This window comes from Pedobacter sp. R-06, assembly GCF_049913135.1.
Classification (GTDB): Bacteria; Bacteroidota; Bacteroidia; order Sphingobacteriales; family Sphingobacteriaceae; genus Pedobacter.
Genome location: NZ_CP183977.1, coordinates 3,202,629 through 3,222,388, shown reverse-complemented (window position 1 = coordinate 3,222,388; position 19,760 = coordinate 3,202,629). Strand labels below are relative to the sequence as shown.

Sequence of the window (19,760 nt, the reverse complement as noted above, 5' to 3'; positions counted from 1 at the left end):
TGAATTCGCATTAAAATCCGGTTATAGCAATATTCCGGATTTTATTGTTTAAAGTTACGATCACAATGGCTACCCAGATATGTGGTTCGCGGTTATTGTTCTTAGGGTTTCAAAACTGAAAATAGCCAGGGCATCGATCTTTTCGGGGCCAAGAGAATTTGTCCTGACCTGTTCCTCTGCCACCCAGAATAACGTTGATCGATGCGTTCGTCAGCCCGTTGATTGTAGCTTCTGCTACTTCCGGGGAACTGTCCATTTTTTCCGACTATAGCTGTTTCATCATCGCCGTATCTGTTGCCAAAGGGTAAACGGTCATGACATTGATCGGAGACCGATGGAGCTCCCTCCGCATTGTTTCAGAAAACTGTCTGACTGCAGCCTTGGTAGCTGCATATGTACTGTAAAAAGGCATGGCAGTATAACCATATACTGAAGAAAAATTTATGATTGCAGCATCCTTGCTTTTCTGTAAAGGGGATTTGATTTTTTTGTCAACAGGATAAGCTCGGTAAGATTGATGTTGATCTGAATATCAAGCGCGACCCATTCCTGCGTGATTTTTTTTACTACAAAGTTCAAGTCCTCTGCACGGGAGATATCATCCTGGATTGCGAGGATATTCACTTTGCTGAATTCTGCTTTCAGTTCCTCTGTAGGCTCTTTGTCTACCTACAACAGCAGCCTCCTTTTCCCTTGCAGCACAAGCTGTTCAAGGATGGCATTGCCTTTCCCTGCACTCCCGCCTATAATGAGTATTTTTTTGTCTTTGATTTCCATATCAGATTGGTTGACCCGATTTTATTGTTGTCTGTTTTCCGGCAGTAGCCAATGCTTTGCCCGCAGTCCATAGCGATGCACCAAAAAGCAGAATATCTTTGATCAGGAACTGGCCAGGTAATCCCGATATAAAAGGAAATGACATTCCCTGTTGGATAGTCCCTGGAGTGGAGAACATAAAGCTCAATGTGATCAAGAAAGTAATTGCTCCGCCAATACTGCCCAAGGCTGATAGCTTTGGTGAGAAATAGTGAAGACTGATCAAGATACCAGTGGAGATCTCCAGTACGCCGATCAGATTGGAAAATGATCTTGTATCAAGAAACTGGTATACCCAGGAAAGTAAGGGACTGTCCGGCCAATGGGCGGGTACCCTCTGCCTCATAAGCACTGAATTTTAAAAAACCTATCCAGATAAAGACAATTGCAAGTCCATAACGCAGGACGATTTGGCCAGAGGTAAGAAGAAGTGTTTCTTTTTTTTGGTTGTGTTGCATGTTATTGGCTTTTAACGGTTTTATATTGATAGGGTAAATGGTGTTTATTTACAGCTAGTTATGGTTACGGCTGATAAGTCTTAGCGTGTCTTTAGTTGAAGGGAATATTAGTTTTGTGGGGCCGAAGCGCCGGTTTTCCAAACGCACACAGTTCTTTAGCATTTAGATAGCCTACCGATCGGAAAATAATTTTACCTTCTGTGTCAATGATCAGAAGTGTAGGGTACTCTTCAATGTTCCATTTTAAAGCTAGCGACTTACCTTCTCCTTTTTCCATGTCGATTGATAGGTTTACGAAATTCCTGTTATAAAACTCAGCTGCATCCGGGTCCTTGAAGCTGAGTTCCTTTAACTGTCTACATGGGCCGCACCAGGACGCATATGCGTCGACAAAGAGATATTTATGCTGGACCCCGGCTTTTTTCAGCGCAACCGGATAAGCATTTTCGATAAAATTTATCTGAGCAGTCTTAGTCTTTACAGGTTCATTTTGTTTTATCTGTCCATATGAAGGTTTGGGGGCGGTAAATGTGGCCAATAATAAAACAGTTCCGATCAGGAGAATATAAGGTTTGATGTTTTTCATCAGTCAGTTGCTTAAAGATGATACCGGATGGATCAGATTTCCTCACGCAGTGCGGTTGCAGCAGCTTTCAACAATGGGGCGCTTAACCTTTGGGTAATATCGGGATTGATGTATTCGAAAAGGATCTTGCCCTTTTTATCAAGGATAAAAACAGATGGGACTGGAAGAAGCCTGTCCACATTCTTTCCCCCGGAAACTTCCGGAAGGAACCCATTATAGTTTTTTTGGACTTTTAAAAGCGATACCGAAACGCTTGGCTGCATTCAGGTCTGCATCGGACAAAAGGGTATAGGATAGTTTTTCATTGCTGAGGGTTTTACCCAGGTTCTCAGGGCTGTCAGTAGAAATTGCTATGATCTGATAACCAAGTTTGGTCAGGTCCTGCTCGATTTCCTGAAGCCCCGCGAACTGTTTGGAACAATAAGGGCACCAGCCCCCACGGTAAAAAACAAGTATTGTAGGTGTCTGTGAGACCGATCTGTTGAGGTCAAAGACTTCGCCTGTTGATTTTGGGAGGCTTAAGGCAGGAATCTGTTCACCTGCCAACAGTGGGCTGATATCTTGAGGTTTTAGGGGAACTCCTGCCATCATTTTTACCGTATCGACATACGTCTTATAAGGAGCATTAGATAAGATTAGATTTTTGCCCGTATCTGCGGTGGCACTTAAATTCAAAGCAGAGAGGCAGAATTTGTCCAAGACTGCTTACATAATATTGGCAAGCTGGTCACATATTTTCTCCAATAAAAATTTAAACAGTAAAATTTAAAGATCTGAATAGAAAACTAGCCTCACCATCGCTAGAAACGTACCTAAAATACTCCCCCTGTTTTTCATGCTCCGGATTTACCTGAAAGAGATAGAAGCTCCGGTAATTGACGTTGACCAAACTACCTTTGAAATGCTGATTTATGATCGCAGAAAAGGTATTGTTCCGCCCAAACATCTGATAGGGACTGAATTTAACACAATGCATCACTAAACAGGCGACCACAGCACTGATGCAATGAAATAACGTGGCCTGCGAAAAATGTTTTTCCCGGTCATGCTTGGTATTATTGTAAGCATCATACCAAGCAAGTGAAGCTGTAGGTTTAGCGATATCCCAATGTTCAAACGGCCTGATTGGCGGAATACCTGCATATGTGTTCAGCGTAAACTGATATTCTTTTAGGTGCAAGGGTTGACAAAGCCTGGCATAGTCATTTGTGGTCAATCTTTTTCCACTTCCTGACAATCCGGATTTTTCGGCGTAGTATTGCCAAAAATTCTCCAGTTCGGTACAGGCCAGGATGAGCAGTTCCCTGGTTTTATGGCTATATACATGCTGAGAGGCAACGGCAGGCTCAATATAGAGAAAAATATCATCAAGTTTGTTGATCAACAGGCGCAGTGCATTTTCAGAAAGCCTCATTTCCTGTTCAGTCACATCAAGAGCCTCATAAACATCCTGCGCGGAGCGGAGCGAAGGACGCCAAACCCCTTTTACTATAGCTCCAACTTCGGTTTCCATTTCCTCAATATCTTCTGCACCAAATTCACTTTTAACCCAATCTTCCAGTGAACCAGACTTTTCCTGGATAACCGTTAGCCTAGCTGGAATTTCATAAAAACCATGCTCTAGCCCAAAATAATGGATAAAATGGGTTTTACCCTCGTAGGCATAACCTCTGGGGTACTCTTCATGCAAAAAAATGCTCTGTCCAATTATTGAAGTTCTGGTGTTTTTATAGGTAAGGGATTTGGGCATATGAGTAGATTAATAAACAAATCATTAGCAAAGCGCAATTTTAATTTAGAAAAGCAAAATGGCCAATATTATTTCAGTTTCAAAAGAAAATACAAGCCGTTATTGCTGATTTTCCTATGCTCCTCCTTGTATTCCAAATAGGTTTGCCCCACAGTCATACTCAGCGAAGCCAGCACGGCATACTGCATGGGCATGCTTGCCACGACAGTACCTACCAGTGGCACATAGGTTTTATAATCCTTCATTTTGTCTACAAACTGTCTAAAAGTTTTGCTTTTCAGGTTCTTCATTTTGGTTTCCAGTTCCAAAAGAGGTTTCTGTATCTCTGAAAAAAACAATGCCTGGTATTCGGCTTGTTTTATGTTTGTACCAAACAGGTCTTTGTTTTTTACCTCTATGGAATTAACGGTCTGATGGAACAGCCCAAGTTCATCTCTGAGCTTGAGTTTCATTTCGAGAATATCCTCAAGACTGAGCACATCAGGATTGGGCAAACCAATCTTCAAGGCATCAAATGCCAGAGATTTGGAATACCCTTTTTCCCCGGCATTAAGTTCTAACTTTTCTGTATTGCTGACAAATGTGGTGAACAGGTGATTGAGGTTGTTACTACTGGTGATGCAGGTCTGCCCTTCCATTAGCAGTTTAATAAACCACTTCAGTTTAAAAGCATAGTAGAACCACATGTACTGCACCTCGACCGGATCGCCCCATTTGAAGCCAAGCATGTGTTTCATGATTTCATATACCTCCTGGGTAATAATTTTAGCACCTGGGTCTGTCGGGTGGAGCGGGTAGATATAATCATCCTCAGCATTTACCAGTTCACTGATACTTCTGGAAAACATTTCATCGTACTTATCGGCCCTGGCTTCATCCCGTTTGGTGATGTTGAGCATTCCATTGTCTATAAGGAGTTTATAATCCTCCCGGAAAGATTTAGGAATGAACTGCAAATCTTCTACGGCTTCAAATTCTATCGTCTCCCCTTTCTTGCCGAATTTGGGCGCATAGACAGCATCATTAACAATGTTTATCTTGTCGTAATACAGGGCAAGCAGTTTGATTTCATTAGCAGATTTGGGCGTGATATCAGAATTATAGTAAATTTCTCTCATTAGGCACTATTTGAAAGCTGTAATTAAAATATATGCAAGATAAAGATAAAAGTCTATCATATTGGCAGTGCACATAAGCGCTCCAATCCCTTCACGACCTAATAGCTGCCATTATTCATCACGCTAAAGACAATTCCTTTAAATTGTTGGCACAGGAAATATAAGTTGTCCGGGCAAAATGATATTAATATATTGCAGTTAATGCAACATCTAAATCAAGCTCAAATGAATTCATATTATCAAAGGCTACTGGACAGGATAAGGACTAAGAACTTTATCATAATGGTACCTGTTCAGCCCGAAAACGATGCCCAACTCAATAACTGTTTTCAGAACGTAGCAAAAAAAGTGGCGGAAAGCGGTGGTAGCGTATGCTATGGATGGGCAGTTTTGCCTCAGACACACATGCTTGAAGCTGAAAAACATGCAATCTGGCAAAGTCCAGAAGGAGAATATATAGATATTACCCCAAGGAGTTTTCCAGTCAGCGTGATGCAGTTTCTTATCGATGATGAATTTCAATATAAAGGACAAATTGTAGGAAACATCAGGATAAATGTAAGCGGCAACAAAGTAGTCGATGACTGGATCTTTGTCTGTGAGGCAATCGATGTTATCTATTCCGACTATGCGGATAGAATTGATGAACATAGGGTTACCATACCTCAAGAAATCGCACCTTTTCTACAGGGACTGGAAAATTTTGTAAAGGTATACCAACCCTTTATCACGGCTGGTGGAACCTCAGAAACGGTCTGTTTTTGTGGCAAACCGCTATTTTATAAGGATTGCCATGGAAATGGCATACAGGATGCAATAGCAAAAGATCTGGCTCAATTTGCAATCCTTCTGAGAACAGAAGGATTATAGATTCCCAACTTCTAACCAATATTTCAAATTACATTCAACACCACTTAAAACTATGATGAAAATTGAAGATTTAATCATTGATGGCTTAGACCACACCATTGCTCGCTCTTTGGAAAGTGTCAGAAAGGACATGAAAATTTCTGAAAAAGATTTCCGCAAGTTGCTGGATGAAGAAGATGGGAAAGCCTATGATATTCTGTATGATGTAGTATCGGAGTATTTAATCGACAGAGACTTCACATCGAAATATTTACAGCAATGGAGAGTGACTACCCGCAGCAATCAAGCCAAGGTAATCGGTATGCACAAGAAGCCATTTTTATATTTTTTCGCCTACCTGCATACCTGTTTCCAAATTTACAACCGGACAAGGATGGCCCTGGATGGCCGTGTCGTGGACAAGACAACAATTCTTCAGATCTGTTTTTATGGAAACCTTTGCCGAATGGGCGACGAGATTGGAATCCTGCTTTCAAATGGGTATACCTCTGCCGCGTTAACGCTCTGGAGAACTTTTTATGAGCATGCGGTAATAGGTCTTTTAATATTAAAGGAAAACTCCGAAGAACTAACCGACCGCTTTGATGCCTCAGGGCATCGGGATCTTGAGGCCAGGGCGGAAAGCTATAAAAAACGCCATGAAGATCTAAAATTCCCTCCGTTGGAAGCCAAAGTTGTTATGGATATTGAGCAAAAAAGCGCCTGGTTAAAGGAAAACTTTGATGGGCAGCTGTTCAAACAGGATTACGGATGGGCATCAACAGTAATTAAGGAAAAACCAACATTCCGGGCGATCGAAGCACATGTAGAAATGGGACGGTTCAGACCATTTTATATCTGGGCATCAACATTTGCCCATCCAAGTTTTGAACGCCTTACCGACTTTTGGGGTGAAGGAGATAAGATTGTATTGGACAGGATTACAAAACAGGATGAAGATTTACAAGCCTACATAGACCCGATGCAGCTTACCATGGCCTGCTTTCAGGAAATCAACATAGAATTCCTAAACATTTTTTCAATAGATCATCAATATGATGCCAATGTTGCCATGCTCGGCAAAATCTATGACAAGCTAACTGCGAACTTTAAGCGTGTAGACGATTAGTAAGCACCTAGTCATAAACAAAGAAAAACTTTTCTACCTTACGAAATCCAACATTTCCGAATTAAGGTGTCGTTTCTGAACCAAATTCTACAGAACCCAGAGAAAAAGTCTTAAACCACGCTTTCCGATTACTGCCGGAACTAATCCTTTATTAAAAAAAACATGGCTGTATTCTCAATATCTACCTCAATAATACCATATAAACTTTTTTCGGTCTTTGGCTTTGATCCAATTGACAAAAAAAGCGCCTCAATCCTGAAAGCGCTAGTTTAGATAAAAAGTGCAGATCCTAAGATTCGCACCGCAAAAATAGAGATTAACTTCAGAGTACAAAAAAACTATGGACCGAAAAGTTCTGCACCCCAGAGAGAGAGACGGCTCCCGACCATATTAGAGCATTCCGCAACAGGGATGGCAGCGGATACCGGCCTGAGGGATAAGGCCTACAGGTGTATGAGCGGACAGTCCGGCTGTTGCACAGGTAAAAAATTAAAGCATCTTTTTTATTGTTATTTCCTTCTTCTCTATTCCCCCGGCCATAATTAAGAACAACGCCCCCTAAGACCATCCTTACAATCTGTTTCCTACGAAAACCGGCACATCTGAGGTTTATCCCTAGGAGAAAACGGCCAAAGAAGCTTAACTTCCAGGTTCCAGATCAATATCAGCCTTTTTTCCATGACTTGGTAACATTATTATTAATTACTGGGTTTATCCCAGATCCTCTGAGGGATTAAGTGTTTTTTAACCAATTATTAAGGTCTCCACCTAAATTCGTGGCAACCAGATATCAATTATGATTCGCGCGCTCCACTCTCCATCCAAGGCAACAGTTATTCATGTTACCGGCCAAAAGCAAAAGGTAAACTACCTTCAATGCCAACTATCAATTAACCATTTCAAGCAATCAAGATGAAAAAGACGTTCTTAATCTTTGGGATTATACTTCTATTATATAACTGTGCAGGGGCACAGCAGTACGATGATTCAGATCCGCTGAATAAACTGGACACCGTCCAGATGAACAAATTCGCAGGCACATGGCAGTGGAAGTCAAGGGACACTTCCTTTACCCTTCTATTAAAGAAATGGAAGGCAGGTGAAGGTCTTTATATGGTTGTCGGCTGGTACAAATACACCGTCAAAGGAAAAACCGTGATCGACCGGCTGGATAGTGCTGGCAAAGGAAGATACTCAGGTTTTGTCGGAATGGCCATGAAGGGGAATGATTCGCTAAAGTTCACATTCACTGACATCACCAGGGATGAATCAAGGGGCGGAAACCTGAGTTTTATCGCAGGCAATCCTAACAGGGTCCGTTTCTTGAGCGAAAAAGATCCCAAACCCAGAACGGGACTTAAAGCCCATACAGGACTGGAACACGTCTTTACCGAAAAGATCCCCGCTCCCTTAAACATTACAATGAAAAGAACCAAACAATAGCATGGAAGCACGGAATAAAAGCACAGAGCCGGCAACTAAGCTGACAGCTCTATATACAATCCCTACAATATGACCGACGAAATTAGCTGCACCATTGTTGATGATGATACATCAGCGATCAGTATCCTAGAAAAACACCTCGCCCACATTCCCAGGCTAAAGCTGCACAGGACATTTACAAGACCTGTTGAGGCGTTGAACGCGATCGATACCTATCAGGACAACCATTTGATATTTATGGATATAGATATGCCGGGCATGTCAGGTATGAAGCTTGCAGAAAACCTCAGACATACTTCCCACAACATCATTTTTATCACGTCCTATCAGGAATATGCGCTGGCAGCTATAAAAGTCAGGGCTAAACATTACCTATTGAAGCCATTCGGACTGGATGACCTGGCGGAGGTGGTCAACATAGTCATCCGAGAATGCTATGAGCTTAAGAATTTCGATAGTGAGGATGAAAATGCCTTTTTCTTCAGGACCGACAAAGAACTGGGGAAGCTTAAGAGAGTGGAAAAGGCTGAGATCGTATATGTACAGGGTGCAAACCACCACATCCATATCTATACCCCAACCGAAAATTTTTCGGTTTACATGTCCCTTGGTGAACTGGAAGAAGGCCTTAGAAAGAACAGGCAATTTTTCAGGGTCCATAAGTCATACATACTCAACGTAGGTTATATCAAAAACATAGATGGAAACAAAATCAATCTCGGCAAATACGAAGTCCTGATGACCTCATCTTTCAAGAAGGATTTTGTTTCCTATGTGGAGCGGAATACACTGAAAACAAACCGGAATACCTGAAAGGTCATTCTATTCGAGAGGCATGGGTGGTTGTAATCAATATTGTTGTGGTAACAGTAGGGTCTGTACTGATACTTCCGAACCCGTCTTTAGAGCGAAAAACAAATACTGTTTTTTTTGTCAATTTTATCTGGCTGTTTCTTTTCATGAGGGAAACTTACCCTGGCCAAAAACCTTAAACGAACCAACTGCGCAAGGCATATGAATACCATCGTGAAACCCAAAACCTACAGCGTCAAATGTTTTCTAAAAACATACAGATGGCACATTTTTGCCTGGCTGCTTTTTGCCCTTTATGAATCAACCGCAGTAGCTGTTGTTGCCGGAAGATTCGCTGACCCGATAAACTACATGGTGCATTACCCGATCAATATATTGCTCTTCTATGTCCATTCCATGGTCCTTCTCCCCTTTTGTGCCAACAAAAAAACAGGTAAAATACCAATAGTAATCCTGCTGTCCCTTTCCCTGCTTTTGATATATATCCCCACCAGTTACACCGCAGACCTGATCTTGGACCACTGGTCCCAGCCAGCACATTTTCCCATAAAAAACCCCTCAAGCGGTTTTATATTAAGCACACTCTGGAGGGGTTTTTACTTTATGTCATTCGCAACAACCTATTTTTACATAACGCAGTTTGTAATCCAACAGAAGATTACCTCATACCTGGAAAAAAAGGCTATTGAGAAAGAACTCAAAGAAAAAGAAATGGACATAGAACTGGCAAGAGCAAAAAATGCCTACATCCGGGCACAGATCAACCCCCATTTTCTTTTCAGCACGCTGACCTTCATTTACGACCGTGCGCTGGGAAAAGAACCAAAGGTGGGCAAGGCAATATTGTATCTTTCCAAGCTCATGAGATATGCCATCGAGAGCGATCATGGTCCCGAGAAAATACCATTGTTGCCCGAAATACTCCAGGTGGAGAACCTGATCGAACTGAGCAGGATCAAACAACCGGAGCTTTACCTTGAATTTGATTATACGCTGGATGTGGGAAATGTAAAGATAATCCCGCTGGTCCTGCTCAGCCTGATCGAAAACATGATAAAACACGGAAACCTCAGTATGAAAAGTGAAGTCGCAAAAATAAGCCTCAAACAGGAAAATGGCTTCCTGATACTGGAAACCGACAACCTAAAAAATACAGGGATCAATGATACGGGCTTTCATACGGGACTTAACAATCTAAAAAAGAGGCTGTCCTATTCATATGGGGCCAATGCGGGCTTAACTTATTATTCAGATAGCCAGTCACACTTCATTGTAACTGCAAGAATACCGATATAGTAAAAGGGCCGCATCCTCAGATTAAGGGTTTGATTATAGCAAAAGCAATCCCTAGTTTTACATAAACAAATTAATGCTCAACAATGGAATGGATTAAAATTTTCCAGATAGGCAAGATTCCTATCAGGATAGTATTGCTCATAAGCATTACTTCAGGTCTGCTATTATTTTTACCAAAACCTTTTCTACAGACACTTCAATTAGACCCTTTTATAAAGGAATATGGAAGATACATTGGGATTGCCTTTGTAGCTTCAGCAGGGTTTCTTCTTTTGGGAATAGCCGGATGGTGCCTTCAGCAGCTCGGCCGGTGGTGGCAAACCATTAGATTCTCAAAAGCGATCAAAAGAAACCTGATGTCCCTGGACAATCAGGAGAAATCGGTTCTACGGGAGTTCATCTTTACCGACAGCTCTACCTTGCCCTTACCAATGCAAAATGCAACCGTTGCGGGGCTGGTAAACAAAAGGATCCTGTATCAGATAGGAAACTATGGGGGACTTACATTTAGGGACATCACATTCAATTATGGTATCTCTTCAACCGCAAAAAGGAAATTAACGTTAGAGATGATCGGAGCGCCAGGCAATCCATCCGGACAGTTCTCCGAAGAAGATAAAATCTGGTTGCGGAACAACCGTCCTTCTTTTATGACTTCCAGGAATTCTTTGTGGTAATAAACCTGCAGGCCATTTCAGCAATATTCTATCTTAAGCTGAAATATAGGCCCACTACAGTCTTTTTAATCTCTTTAAAAAATTAATTCCGCTTTATACGACCTTTAACAACACAGAAACTATGATTAACGAAAGCGAGTTCGAAACTCAGGTATCAGAAGTACTCAAAAATGTTTTTCCAACATTACTGCCTACGGAACTTTCACAACAGCGTTCCTTTAAAATAAAATTCGGACACCACAATGTATTGATAGATGGCAAAGAACCTACCAATTATGCAAAAAGAAGCATATATGATATCCTGATCCAATATAAGGGAAAACCGTTTGCAATGCTGGAATTAAAAAAGCCTGGGATCGGTATTACGGAGGATGAGATCGACCAGGGGATTTCCTATGCCAGGCTTACGGAGGAAATTACCCCTATTACCATTATATCAAATGGCTCCGACACCAGAATACTCAATACCTATACGAAAGAAATGATTGACCTGACTACCTTTGATGCACATAGCATTGATAAGATATTCAGGGCAGGCTTGAGATTAGCCAGTAACGCTGTTGAAGACAGTATAAACAACCTCTTGGAAAACGATCAGAGGATTATGTTCGATATGATCAATACTGTTACCGCCGACAGCTTTTCCAACCTAACGGGGAGTTACAAAGATTTTGGCAAACCCATCATTTCAGAGTTTGCGGTAGACAGATCTATGGGGAGCTTTAAAACTGCTATGGAACAGAATCTTTCTGTATTTTTAACCGGTGACAGGTACTGTGGAAAAACAAACTATCTATTTCAGCTGTTCAAAGGAGCCAAACTGAATGGGCATGCCTTCCATTATTGTGATTGTAATGAGGTGAACTATTCAATTTTCCGGAAACTGTCCATATTCCTGACAAGGGAAGTTGGAGTCAAGCTCCCATCAGAAAAAATAAGATCCTGGTTACTTTTAGGCCTAAAAAGCAATTACAGGAATAGATTGATCATATGTTATGATCACCTACAGTTCAGTACAAATCCCGAGATAACCATGGAAATTGCCGAATTAACGGACATATTCAGGGGAACAGAGAATCAGATTATACTTGTCTCGGATAATAGCAACTACGATAAGTTATGCGGTATAGACTCAACCTCATCAAATACCTTTTACATTTCAAGGTTTAAACGCATAAAGCTTAAAATGTTTTCGATGAAAGAATTTGAAAGGGCAAACGACCTGTTCTTTCAAAATTTCCAAAGTTATATCTTGCCCGGAGGCGAATATTCAGGTCTATATCGGAATCCTAGAATCTGGAGGCTTCTTGCTATCAACAATATGGAACAACGTCCCGAATGGCCCTCTATCGGAGTTATAAAGGCTGTTCCATCCTCAGAATTTATTACATTGATTTCAGAACGGTTGGTTACAAACAACCAGACCAACCAAGATCTTAGATATTTTACGGAAGCATATGTAGATTTTCTTTTCAGCAATAACCTAACCGGTGACCTCAGCTTAATGGCTATGAATTTTCCGGTTATGGACGAGTTGACTTTTAACCGGGCATTAAGTCAGGAAGCCAGAAACCGACTATTGGAAACAGGGATTATCGAGCGACAATATACAAGGTCATACGACAACGTCTACATTCCGAAAATCCCTGAAATGATGCTAAAATTCTGCGTCAGGCCTATGAGCGACAAACTATTGCATCTTTTTGAGACAGAATTCGATACTGCCTATAATACCATGATCAAAATATGTCAGTTTTTGCCATATGGTGAAATCATTGCTGCAAAAATCATTGCAGATTACTGTATATCTGGAAAGGATCTTTTGGTTGGTGAAATATTCAACAAATTAATAACAGACCTTCCAGTTTTGGAGAAATCCAAAGATATCCGTTCGGTAGGCATTTATTTACCCAATTATGGATTTAAAGAAATGGATGTATCCCAGGAGGAAGAGCAGACAATGATGGCGAATTTTCTTCCCTACCTGATCCTTTCCCATCTGGTCGGATATTCCTTCAATACTTCGGGTGAAGATCCTGATGAATTTAACTTAAAGTGTCTGGAGGCAATTGGCCACTTAAGGTTTCAGATCCGGCCCTTACATCCAAATACGATCATGGAAGCCCAGCCCGAGACCCTAACGGCCGACTCCATCGGAGATCTTGCAAATTCGAACGTTGGGATTACAGAACCCATTGTCCAATCCATCCAGGCAATACTCATGCAGAATCCCGGATCGATCCGAAAACTATTTGATCTCGCGCTCAGTAAAAAGGTTTACCCATTAATATACAGGATCTTTCTTGGAGCCAAATACACCAAGGATATCAGCAGTGGGGTTACCGAGGAGGTGTGTAACCATATTATCGGTGAATACCTGGAGCAGATCTACAAAATGGTTGCCTTTGGAATCTGTGAAAAAGGAGCATCAAGAGATGATATAAGACGAAAAGAAAAAGAGATAAAAAAGAACCCTTATTTTAAACGGCATATAAGCAGCTTAAGTTAATATATCACCTATAATAAACAGATCAAATAATTATTAATCATATATGGCAAAAAAAGCGTCAACCCAGGAAAACTATTTAAGGCTCTTTACCAAAGACTTTCAGCCGGACCCGGCCCCTAAATACGAGAAGATTAAACTCAAAGACGGAATCACCACTGTATACAGTAAGGATTTTAAGATCAGCTCGGGCCAGCTTGTAAGGTCGCCGTATATCGTATTTATTATTTTTGTAAAACTGTTAAAATTTAAGTTTGCAGGGAGATGGGAGAAAACCCTATGGGAAATTCCAATTCTTTACAAGGGTATTCCTTTCATTCTTGCGCATCAAAAATTCGGTCTAAAGTTTACCTCCTATCAAAAAGGGGCAGATGTTGGAGAAACCGCAAAAGAAGCCATAATTAAAATAGAAAAGGCAGTACCTTATGCAGAGCGTTTGATAGAGGGTGAAATTAAAGACCGGGTAATAGAGGGAAGGATATCCCTAGCCAATGAATACCGCGCCATAAAAGAGCGGTATCTGTTCTTTAGAAAAAAAGCTGAAACCATCCATAAAAAGATGAAAAAACTCCGTAAAACAGGAAATCAAGAGGAGGATTACGCCATATTGATGATGCACAGGCTTCTTACCCCACCGGAGGTAAACTTCTATACAATCGCAATGCTGGATGCCTTCTACAGCCTTTTGGAGCACACATTTGTACTCATCCTTCCATTTCTAAAGCATGACCTGCCCACTGAGATTACCCTGGAAAAATTCATTGGAATGAACTGGAAAAACAAATATCACCATATATTCTCAGCTTCTGATAAAACCGCTGTAAGCCAGCAGCTTGATACCCTGATCCAGATCAAGGAACAGTACAGAAATCCCCTCGCCCATGGGTATTTCCAAAAAAACGGACACTCCTTCAGTGTCCATATGGAAAACCTGGGAGCAATCCCAATGGCGCTTACAAAACACAGGGGAAGCCTGAGCTATGGCTTTGAACAGCCTGATGAAAAGGAATTTAACGAGATATGTACCGCGCTCGATAAATTTGAAAAGTTCCTGGCAGAATTACCTGAAACAAAATATGGAATGATTTATATTGAGACAGGATTTCTTGTTGCCTTTGATATAGATTCGCGCACACGGTATATGGAAGCAATGACCTCAAAAGAGGCTTTCGAGGGATTATTGGATTTTACAGGGTACCAGATAGACTCAGCAGCGAACATGGACTGGTAGTCCAGTGCTTCCTTTTTCTACTGCCGGCTTGGCTCTGCCCATATCCGGCACGGCTTTTCTCAAGGAACTATCGACCAGCAGCATATTGCCCACAATTATCATAAACAAAGGCAGTGCGGGGAAATAGTCGGTACATCTATTTCTGGAAAAATATGCTGCCAGTTAAAACGTCCATCCATTTGTTTTTCTTGTTACCTGCGCAGGATGTTTAATTTTCATCGAGCCTCTCATCGATGCGCTGTTGAAGCTCTTTCTTAAATCCTTTATCGAGTTTAAGAATACCTGAACCGGGGTTGAATATTTTCCTGGCCATCTGGTTGATCACCGCGCTCTGGTGCATAAAGGTTACGCATATTGCGCAGCCAGCAAGATGGATCTTTAACTCCATCTGTTCCCTTAATGTTATTTTCGCTATCTGCTGTTTTTCAATCAGAAAAGTAGCCTTTTTACAGTTATAGGCAATTTTCCTTAACTCTTCTTTATCCAGTTCTTTCATATCTCTCAATTTAAATCCAGTTTCTCTGAAGGCATGACCTTAGGTTAACCTTTGTCCTGTGAATGATTACCCAAAAATTCGATGAGCTTAATTTCAGCTCACTACAGATCATTTCAGTTGACTCATCATCAATGTGCTTCATCGTAAATACCGACATCCATAAACCGGGCAGCCTTTTCATACAGGCCTGGAGTATGCGTTGAAACTCTTGGTTCTCCAGCGCATCAGGCTGTTCGATACCGAGTTCCGCAGGTCTGTGCTGATCGTTCCAATGGCCATCGTCATGATCGAAAAAATCGGTATCACCTTCCTGCGTTTCCAGAACCGCACTACTTTTTGCGAAGCCCGAGGACCTTGAACGGTAAACATCGATGATCTTATTTTTTAAGATTGCGGTAAGCCAGGTTTTTTCAGAACTTCTTCCTCCGAATTTTTCCTTGCACTCCAGGGCGGCCAGAAATGTTTCCTGCACCAGGTCCCTTGCAAGATCTTCATCGTTTATCCGAACTAGTGTATATCCGTATAGGTAGTCCGCATACTTAACGACCCATTGATGCGGATCAAGCCGCTTATTCTCAACAGATTCATTACTTGTCAGGTCTAATTGCATAAGTGAATTTAAATAGATTATCTAATATTTGATATTGACTTTTTTACTTTGAGCTGTACTTTACTATGCTTGGTCGGTAATTGTTCCGAATCCTTACATTTTTTTGGATTTTATTTTTTGAAAGGATTTCATCTGCCGCTTGGCCAGTGGGCTTAGAATTAAAAATAGTCGAAATTAACGATGGGGGTAAACTGGGATCAATGGCCTATTAACCGGAGTTATCAGCTTTATTCCGGTGATCAGGATAAATTTACAACACTGTCCCAAAAGGCAAAAGCAGCGAACAGGCTTACCACCATGTTCAACTGTTTTTGCACATATTCCAAAAAAAATCTTGTTCTATACTGAAATTTCTTCTCTTAGGAAAACATTAAAATAGTTCATAACGCTCAATATCAACCTTAAAGGCATTATTGAACGGTAACCTTCACTATATCCTTGGTTGCTGGCAGTGTGGTAAAAGCGTTTGGATTTGGAACCGCTGTAATAGGGCTGCTTTCGGCAAGTGGGGTACCCGCCAGATTGAACTGGGTAATTCCTGCACCTGGAAACTGGTCTATGGCTGTTCCATTGTTGTAAAGCCCGATAGCCGAGGATACATCACCTTTTTTTAACGGATCTATCCCTTCAGTCCCTGTTGCAAAGAACCAGTCATTAGAAAACCCGTACATCGTAGCAATTGCGAGACGGTCACCCTTTACAAAAGAAATTTCCTGTGAAACCGTACTGCCCTGGGTGCTGCCGATCATTGGAAGCAATACCGTAGAATTTGCAGCTGGAAGTACATAGACAGCTTTGATCCCTGTTTTTCCTTTAAGGAATGATGCCAGTACAGAGGCATCACCTTTTTGGGCCAGATCTTTCAACCCCTGGCCGCGGTCATTCTCTCCAAGTTTGAACAGTGGGTTATCAACTCCGTTGTACACTACAACAAGTACCGGTGACAGCGGCGTAAAAATACCGGTAATACTACTGATATAATTACTTAGGGGAACATTGTCACCAGCCTCTGCAATAGAGGTCAGTCCGTTTGCGGTAGCCTGTCCCTTGGTAAATAAAGGTGCGGGATTCAGCAGATTTCCTCCTACGATATAGGAAACGGCCCAAACCCCAGGGCTTAGAGGGGTTTCATTGGCAGTACCGCCCGATGTATTCTGGATGGTAAGGATAAAAACAGAGTTTCCGGCATACTTTAAGGTGGCTTTCACCAGACTGGATGCCGGGAGATAACCGTTGCCCTGGGCATCATTTCCCGTAACCTCGGTAATATTCTTACTTTCAGCTACTCCCGGATGGTTTACCGTGGCACCCGGTTTCTGATTTGCCCGTGTACCGTTGTCCCATAATTTTATCTGGTTAGATACATCTCCTTCAATAGGCATACCGCTGGCATCATAAACCTGGATACCGGGATTATCTGGTGCAAAGAAAAGGTCATTTGATGCACCGTACATGGTCGCAAAACTCAATGCCTCACCTTTGGCAGCTGAAAACCTGATAACTGCCGATCCGCCAGGCATGATCAAAGGTGAGCCTGTCCCCTGAAAAGTACCCGATTCCACCAATGGTTTTGACTGTAGCACATTCTGTACCGTTATGGTAGATTTCTCTATGGTGTTTACCGGCGCTTCGATACTGTCTTTTTTACAGCCAAAGAATGTTAGGGGCAAAATTGCAGCGGCGAGCCACTGAACTGATCTTGTTGTTTTCATATTTGTGTTTTCCCCCTTGGTCGGTGCAGGTCCCAATTCCTTACATCTTTTTTTTAAAAAAAATATCTTTTGACACTGACGGTAAAAAGAAGATAATTGATATTTTTTGTAAGGAAACATACGGTCTCCCGACAAAGGCTATAAAAACATCACATGCAAACAAATCGCAGAACAAAATTATCTTGGGGAACATCATTGACCGTCTTTACCTTCATTGGCCATCCATTTTTCTGCACTTTTTATAAAAATGGGAATCACTGTGGGTATTTCTTGCATTTGCAACCGCATTTGTAATTGTCCGGATCAGGTTACACTAGGTAAGAGCAAAATTATCCAACGACTAATTCTTGAATGACTGCCTGAACTCAAGGGGTGAAAGATTGGTTTTGGCTTTAAATAATCTGCTGAATGACTGCAAATGTTCAAACCCCAGTCCATAAGCAATTTCACTCATGGAAAGGTCACTGGTAGAAATTTTTTCCTTGGCCTTTTCTATCAGCTTTTCGTGGATGTAATGCTGGGTGTTCTGCCCCGTATGCATCCGTAACAGGCTGCTTAGATATTTTGGGGTAACATGGAGCACGGCGGCCATATCGTTTACCGTCGGTAATCCTTTGGTTGCCGTTTCCCCGCTATTTAAATAAGCATTCAACGCTTTTTCCAGGCGGTTAAGTATTTTATGGTTGGCCTTTTCGCGTGTAATGAACTGCCGGTTATAGAACCGCTCGGCATAGTTAAGCAAGCTTTCCAGTTGCGATATTATGATCTGCTTGCTGAATCTGTCAATGTTCGTATGTGTTTCACGGTGGATATTCTGAATGATGCCGATAATAATTTCTTCTTCTTTTTCAGAAAGGAATAAGGATTCGTTTACAGCGTAATCCCAAAATTCATATCGTTTAATGGTACTCGCCAATGGAGTGTTCCATAGGAAATCGGGATGGACGATTAAATGCCATCCCGATTGCTTGACTTCGAGGTCTTTTTCGACGCTAAGGCTTGTCACCTGGCCCGGCGAGGCAAAAGCCATGATGCCTTCATTAAAATCATAAGGCTGTTGTCCATATTTTAATTTGAGATCTTCTGCTCCCGTGACCCGCTTTATAGCTATGCAGTAAAAGTCACAGAAGCTTGTTACTGCATCGCCACTGCGCATCATTGCGGTAGTGTCTGTCTTAACTGCACTGATAAGCGGATGTTCAGGCTGGGGCAGTTGCCAGGCCTGGAACCATTCGCTTATCGTTTTATAGTGTACCATATGGTTTAATTTTCCTTACGAATTTCAAGCACAATTTTTCCGCGGACATGTTTCGTTTCGATATCTCGATGTGCCTGGGCTGCCTGTTCCCACGGATAAACCTTACTGACAATAGCTTTCACTTTGCCGGAATCAATAAGCTTGGCAACTTCTGTCAGACAGCGCTGGTGATTGATATCAACGCCTGCCATGGCAACTGTCGCATTTTTCCTGGCCAACAGGGCTTTAAACTCTTCATTTGGCCACACCCCATGCGTGCATACAAAGATACCATCTTCTTTCAAAACAGGAACAGATCTCAGGCGCAGTTCTTCATCAACGGTAGTGGTAGGGGTTGCATTGAATACCACATCGATATCGCTCAGGATATCCTCAAACTTTTGTGTGTTATAGTCAATTACTTCATCAGCGCCCAAAGCTTTTAAAAATTCAGCATTATGTGCCGATGCTGTGCCGATGACATAGGCACCATAGGCCTTGGCAAACTGTAACGCCAGATTTCCAATACCGCCTGCCGCACCATGGACCAGTACACGCTGACCTGGTTTTATCCTGGCCTTTTCTACCATACCGCTCCAGGCCATACGGGCGCAAGCTGGCAATGAAGCAGCTTCATTAAAATTAATAGTCTGTGGCATTAGAGCAAATTGGTCGGCTCTTGCTGCAAAATACTCCGTGTAGCTGCCATCTAAATAATTAGGGACACCATACACACGGTCACCTTTTTTAAAATCTCTCACCCCAATCCCAACCTCTTCTACGACTCCTGCAGCATCCAGGCCCAATCCCAGTGGCAATTTTAGAAGCGGTTTTAAACCTTCATTTCCGCCCTGGCGTACGATGTAGTCCGCTGGATTGACACTCGCTGCATAAACTTTTATCAATATCTCGTTCACTGCCGGAACAGGACATTCAATTTCAACAATTTTCATCACTTCCGGTCCACCAAACTCATCAATTCTGATCGCTTTCATAATTTCTGTTTTTTTATACAAAGGTCAGCAACAGCAGG

19 protein-coding genes and 1 pseudogene are annotated in these 19,760 nt (G+C 41.8%); 8 read left to right on the top strand and 12 right to left on the bottom strand.

The annotated features are described in order from the left end of the window. Positions 1-265: 265 nt before the first annotated feature. The 7 genes and pseudogenes from ACN9MR_RS13250 to ACN9MR_RS13220 all read right to left on the bottom strand — a co-directional run bounded on the left by ACN9MR_RS13250 (position 266) and on the right by ACN9MR_RS13220 (position 4,728). Positions 266-484 carry an SDR family NAD(P)-dependent oxidoreductase gene (locus tag ACN9MR_RS13250; protein WP_426330227.1) on the bottom strand — a complete coding sequence of 73 codons (219 nt, stop codon included), beginning with the start codon at positions 482-484 and terminating at the stop codon, positions 266-268. Positions 485-778: 294 nt separating this feature from the next. Then, positions 779-1,274: pseudogene (locus ACN9MR_RS13245) on the bottom strand (YkgB family protein). A gap of 91 nt (positions 1,275-1,365) precedes the next feature. Then, a complete protein-coding gene (locus ACN9MR_RS13240; RefSeq protein ID WP_426330140.1) occupies positions 1,366-1,860 on the bottom strand; it encodes a thioredoxin family protein in 495 nt (164 codons plus the stop codon). Between the two features lie 32 nt (positions 1,861-1,892). Continuing rightward, positions 1,893-2,039 carry a hypothetical protein gene (locus ACN9MR_RS13235; RefSeq protein WP_426330139.1) on the bottom strand — a complete coding sequence of 49 codons (147 nt, stop codon included), beginning with the start codon at positions 2,037-2,039 and terminating at the stop codon, positions 1,893-1,895. A 34-nt stretch (positions 2,040-2,073) separates the two neighbouring features. Continuing rightward, positions 2,074-2,535, bottom strand: coding sequence for a peroxiredoxin family protein (locus tag ACN9MR_RS13230; protein WP_426330138.1), 462 nt, complete (start codon positions 2,533-2,535; stop codon positions 2,074-2,076). Between the two features lie 76 nt (positions 2,536-2,611). Further along, complete coding sequence (locus tag ACN9MR_RS13225) at positions 2,612-3,610, bottom strand: hypothetical protein (protein WP_426330137.1); 999 nt, start codon at positions 3,608-3,610, stop codon at positions 2,612-2,614. A 68-nt stretch (positions 3,611-3,678) separates the two neighbouring features. Beyond that, entirely contained in the window at positions 3,679-4,728 is a 1,050-nt protein-coding gene (locus tag ACN9MR_RS13220; protein ID WP_426330136.1) for a hypothetical protein, read from the bottom strand. Positions 4,729-4,953: 225 nt separating this feature from the next. On the opposite strand from ACN9MR_RS13220, the gene ACN9MR_RS13215 reads away from it, so the two are divergent. From ACN9MR_RS13215 to ACN9MR_RS13180, 8 genes are all read left to right on the top strand, one after another. Beyond that, positions 4,954-5,598 carry a hypothetical protein gene (locus ACN9MR_RS13215; RefSeq protein WP_426330135.1) on the top strand — a complete coding sequence of 215 codons (645 nt, stop codon included), beginning with the start codon at positions 4,954-4,956 and terminating at the stop codon, positions 5,596-5,598. Between the two features lie 52 nt (positions 5,599-5,650). Further along, a complete protein-coding gene (locus tag ACN9MR_RS13210) occupies positions 5,651-6,706 on the top strand; it encodes a DUF5677 domain-containing protein (protein WP_426330134.1) in 1,056 nt (351 codons plus the stop codon). A 912-nt stretch (positions 6,707-7,618) separates the two neighbouring features. Further along, positions 7,619-8,149, top strand: a complete 531-nt coding sequence (locus ACN9MR_RS13205; protein ID WP_426330133.1) for a DUF6705 family protein — start codon at positions 7,619-7,621, stop codon at positions 8,147-8,149. Between the two features lie 69 nt (positions 8,150-8,218). Then, a complete protein-coding gene (locus ACN9MR_RS13200) occupies positions 8,219-8,962 on the top strand; it encodes a LytR/AlgR family response regulator transcription factor (RefSeq protein ID WP_426330132.1) in 744 nt (247 codons plus the stop codon). Positions 8,963-9,175: 213 nt separating this feature from the next. Next, entirely contained in the window at positions 9,176-10,258 is a 1,083-nt protein-coding gene (locus ACN9MR_RS13195) for a sensor histidine kinase (RefSeq protein ID WP_426330131.1), read from the top strand. Between the two features lie 83 nt (positions 10,259-10,341). Further along, entirely contained in the window at positions 10,342-10,935 is a 594-nt protein-coding gene (locus tag ACN9MR_RS13190) for a super-infection exclusion protein B (RefSeq protein ID WP_426330130.1), read from the top strand. A 121-nt stretch (positions 10,936-11,056) separates the two neighbouring features. Then, positions 11,057-13,444, top strand: coding sequence for a type I restriction endonuclease (locus ACN9MR_RS13185; protein ID WP_426330129.1), 2,388 nt, complete (start codon positions 11,057-11,059; stop codon positions 13,442-13,444). Between the two features lie 43 nt (positions 13,445-13,487). Further along, entirely contained in the window at positions 13,488-14,672 is a 1,185-nt protein-coding gene (locus ACN9MR_RS13180; RefSeq protein ID WP_426330128.1) for a hypothetical protein, read from the top strand. A 208-nt stretch (positions 14,673-14,880) separates the two neighbouring features. Here ACN9MR_RS13180 and ACN9MR_RS13175 read toward each other — a convergent pair whose 3' ends face one another. The 5 genes from ACN9MR_RS13175 to ACN9MR_RS13155 all read right to left on the bottom strand — a co-directional run bounded on the left by ACN9MR_RS13175 (position 14,881) and on the right by ACN9MR_RS13155 (position 19,722). Then, positions 14,881-15,168, bottom strand: coding sequence for a hypothetical protein (locus ACN9MR_RS13175; protein ID WP_426330127.1), 288 nt, complete (start codon positions 15,166-15,168; stop codon positions 14,881-14,883). Between the two features lie 10 nt (positions 15,169-15,178). Next, positions 15,179-15,778 (bottom strand): sigma-70 family RNA polymerase sigma factor, encoded by a 600-nt coding sequence (locus tag ACN9MR_RS13170; protein WP_426330126.1) that lies wholly within the window; start codon positions 15,776-15,778, stop codon positions 15,179-15,181. 410 nt (positions 15,779-16,188) lie between these two features. Continuing rightward, complete coding sequence (locus ACN9MR_RS13165; protein ID WP_426330125.1) at positions 16,189-17,490, bottom strand: spondin domain-containing protein; 1,302 nt, start codon at positions 17,488-17,490, stop codon at positions 16,189-16,191. Between the two features lie 340 nt (positions 17,491-17,830). Beyond that, positions 17,831-18,748: a helix-turn-helix domain-containing protein gene (locus ACN9MR_RS13160; RefSeq protein ID WP_426330124.1), complete on the bottom strand. Its 918-nt coding sequence runs from the start codon at positions 18,746-18,748 to the stop codon at positions 17,831-17,833. Positions 18,749-18,753: 5 nt separating this feature from the next. Next, positions 18,754-19,722, bottom strand: coding sequence for an NADP-dependent oxidoreductase (locus ACN9MR_RS13155; RefSeq protein WP_426330123.1), 969 nt, complete (start codon positions 19,720-19,722; stop codon positions 18,754-18,756). Positions 19,723-19,760: the final 38 nt, after the last annotated feature.

What these genes read in the sequence shown, in the direction of transcription:
- ACN9MR_RS13240 (WP_426330140.1), bottom strand. Translation starts at nt 1,860, where the DNA reads ATGAAAAACATCAAACCTTATATTCTCCTGATCGGAACTGTTTTATTA.
- ACN9MR_RS13225 (WP_426330137.1), bottom strand. Translation starts at nt 3,610, where the DNA reads ATGCCCAAATCCCTTACCTATAAAAACACCAGAACTTCAATAATTGGA.
- ACN9MR_RS13220 (WP_426330136.1), bottom strand. Translation starts at nt 4,728, where the DNA reads ATGAGAGAAATTTACTATAATTCTGATATCACGCCCAAATCTGCTAAT.
- ACN9MR_RS13215 (WP_426330135.1), top strand. Translation starts at nt 4,954, where the DNA reads ATGAATTCATATTATCAAAGGCTACTGGACAGGATAAGGACTAAGAAC.
- ACN9MR_RS13210 (WP_426330134.1), top strand. Translation starts at nt 5,651, where the DNA reads ATGATGAAAATTGAAGATTTAATCATTGATGGCTTAGACCACACCATT.
- ACN9MR_RS13205 (WP_426330133.1), top strand. Translation starts at nt 7,619, where the DNA reads ATGAAAAAGACGTTCTTAATCTTTGGGATTATACTTCTATTATATAAC.
- ACN9MR_RS13200 (WP_426330132.1), top strand. Translation starts at nt 8,219, where the DNA reads ATGACCGACGAAATTAGCTGCACCATTGTTGATGATGATACATCAGCG.
- ACN9MR_RS13190 (WP_426330130.1), top strand. Translation starts at nt 10,342, where the DNA reads ATGGAATGGATTAAAATTTTCCAGATAGGCAAGATTCCTATCAGGATA.
- ACN9MR_RS13185 (WP_426330129.1), top strand. Translation starts at nt 11,057, where the DNA reads ATGATTAACGAAAGCGAGTTCGAAACTCAGGTATCAGAAGTACTCAAA.
- ACN9MR_RS13180 (WP_426330128.1), top strand. Translation starts at nt 13,488, where the DNA reads ATGGCAAAAAAAGCGTCAACCCAGGAAAACTATTTAAGGCTCTTTACC.
- ACN9MR_RS13175 (WP_426330127.1), bottom strand. Translation starts at nt 15,168, where the DNA reads ATGAAAGAACTGGATAAAGAAGAGTTAAGGAAAATTGCCTATAACTGT.
- ACN9MR_RS13170 (WP_426330126.1), bottom strand. Translation starts at nt 15,778, where the DNA reads ATGCAATTAGACCTGACAAGTAATGAATCTGTTGAGAATAAGCGGCTT.
- ACN9MR_RS13165 (WP_426330125.1), bottom strand. Translation starts at nt 17,490, where the DNA reads ATGAAAACAACAAGATCAGTTCAGTGGCTCGCCGCTGCAATTTTGCCC.
- ACN9MR_RS13160 (WP_426330124.1), bottom strand. Translation starts at nt 18,748, where the DNA reads ATGGTACACTATAAAACGATAAGCGAATGGTTCCAGGCCTGGCAACTG.
- ACN9MR_RS13155 (WP_426330123.1), bottom strand. Translation starts at nt 19,722, where the DNA reads ATGAAAGCGATCAGAATTGATGAGTTTGGTGGACCGGAAGTGATGAAA.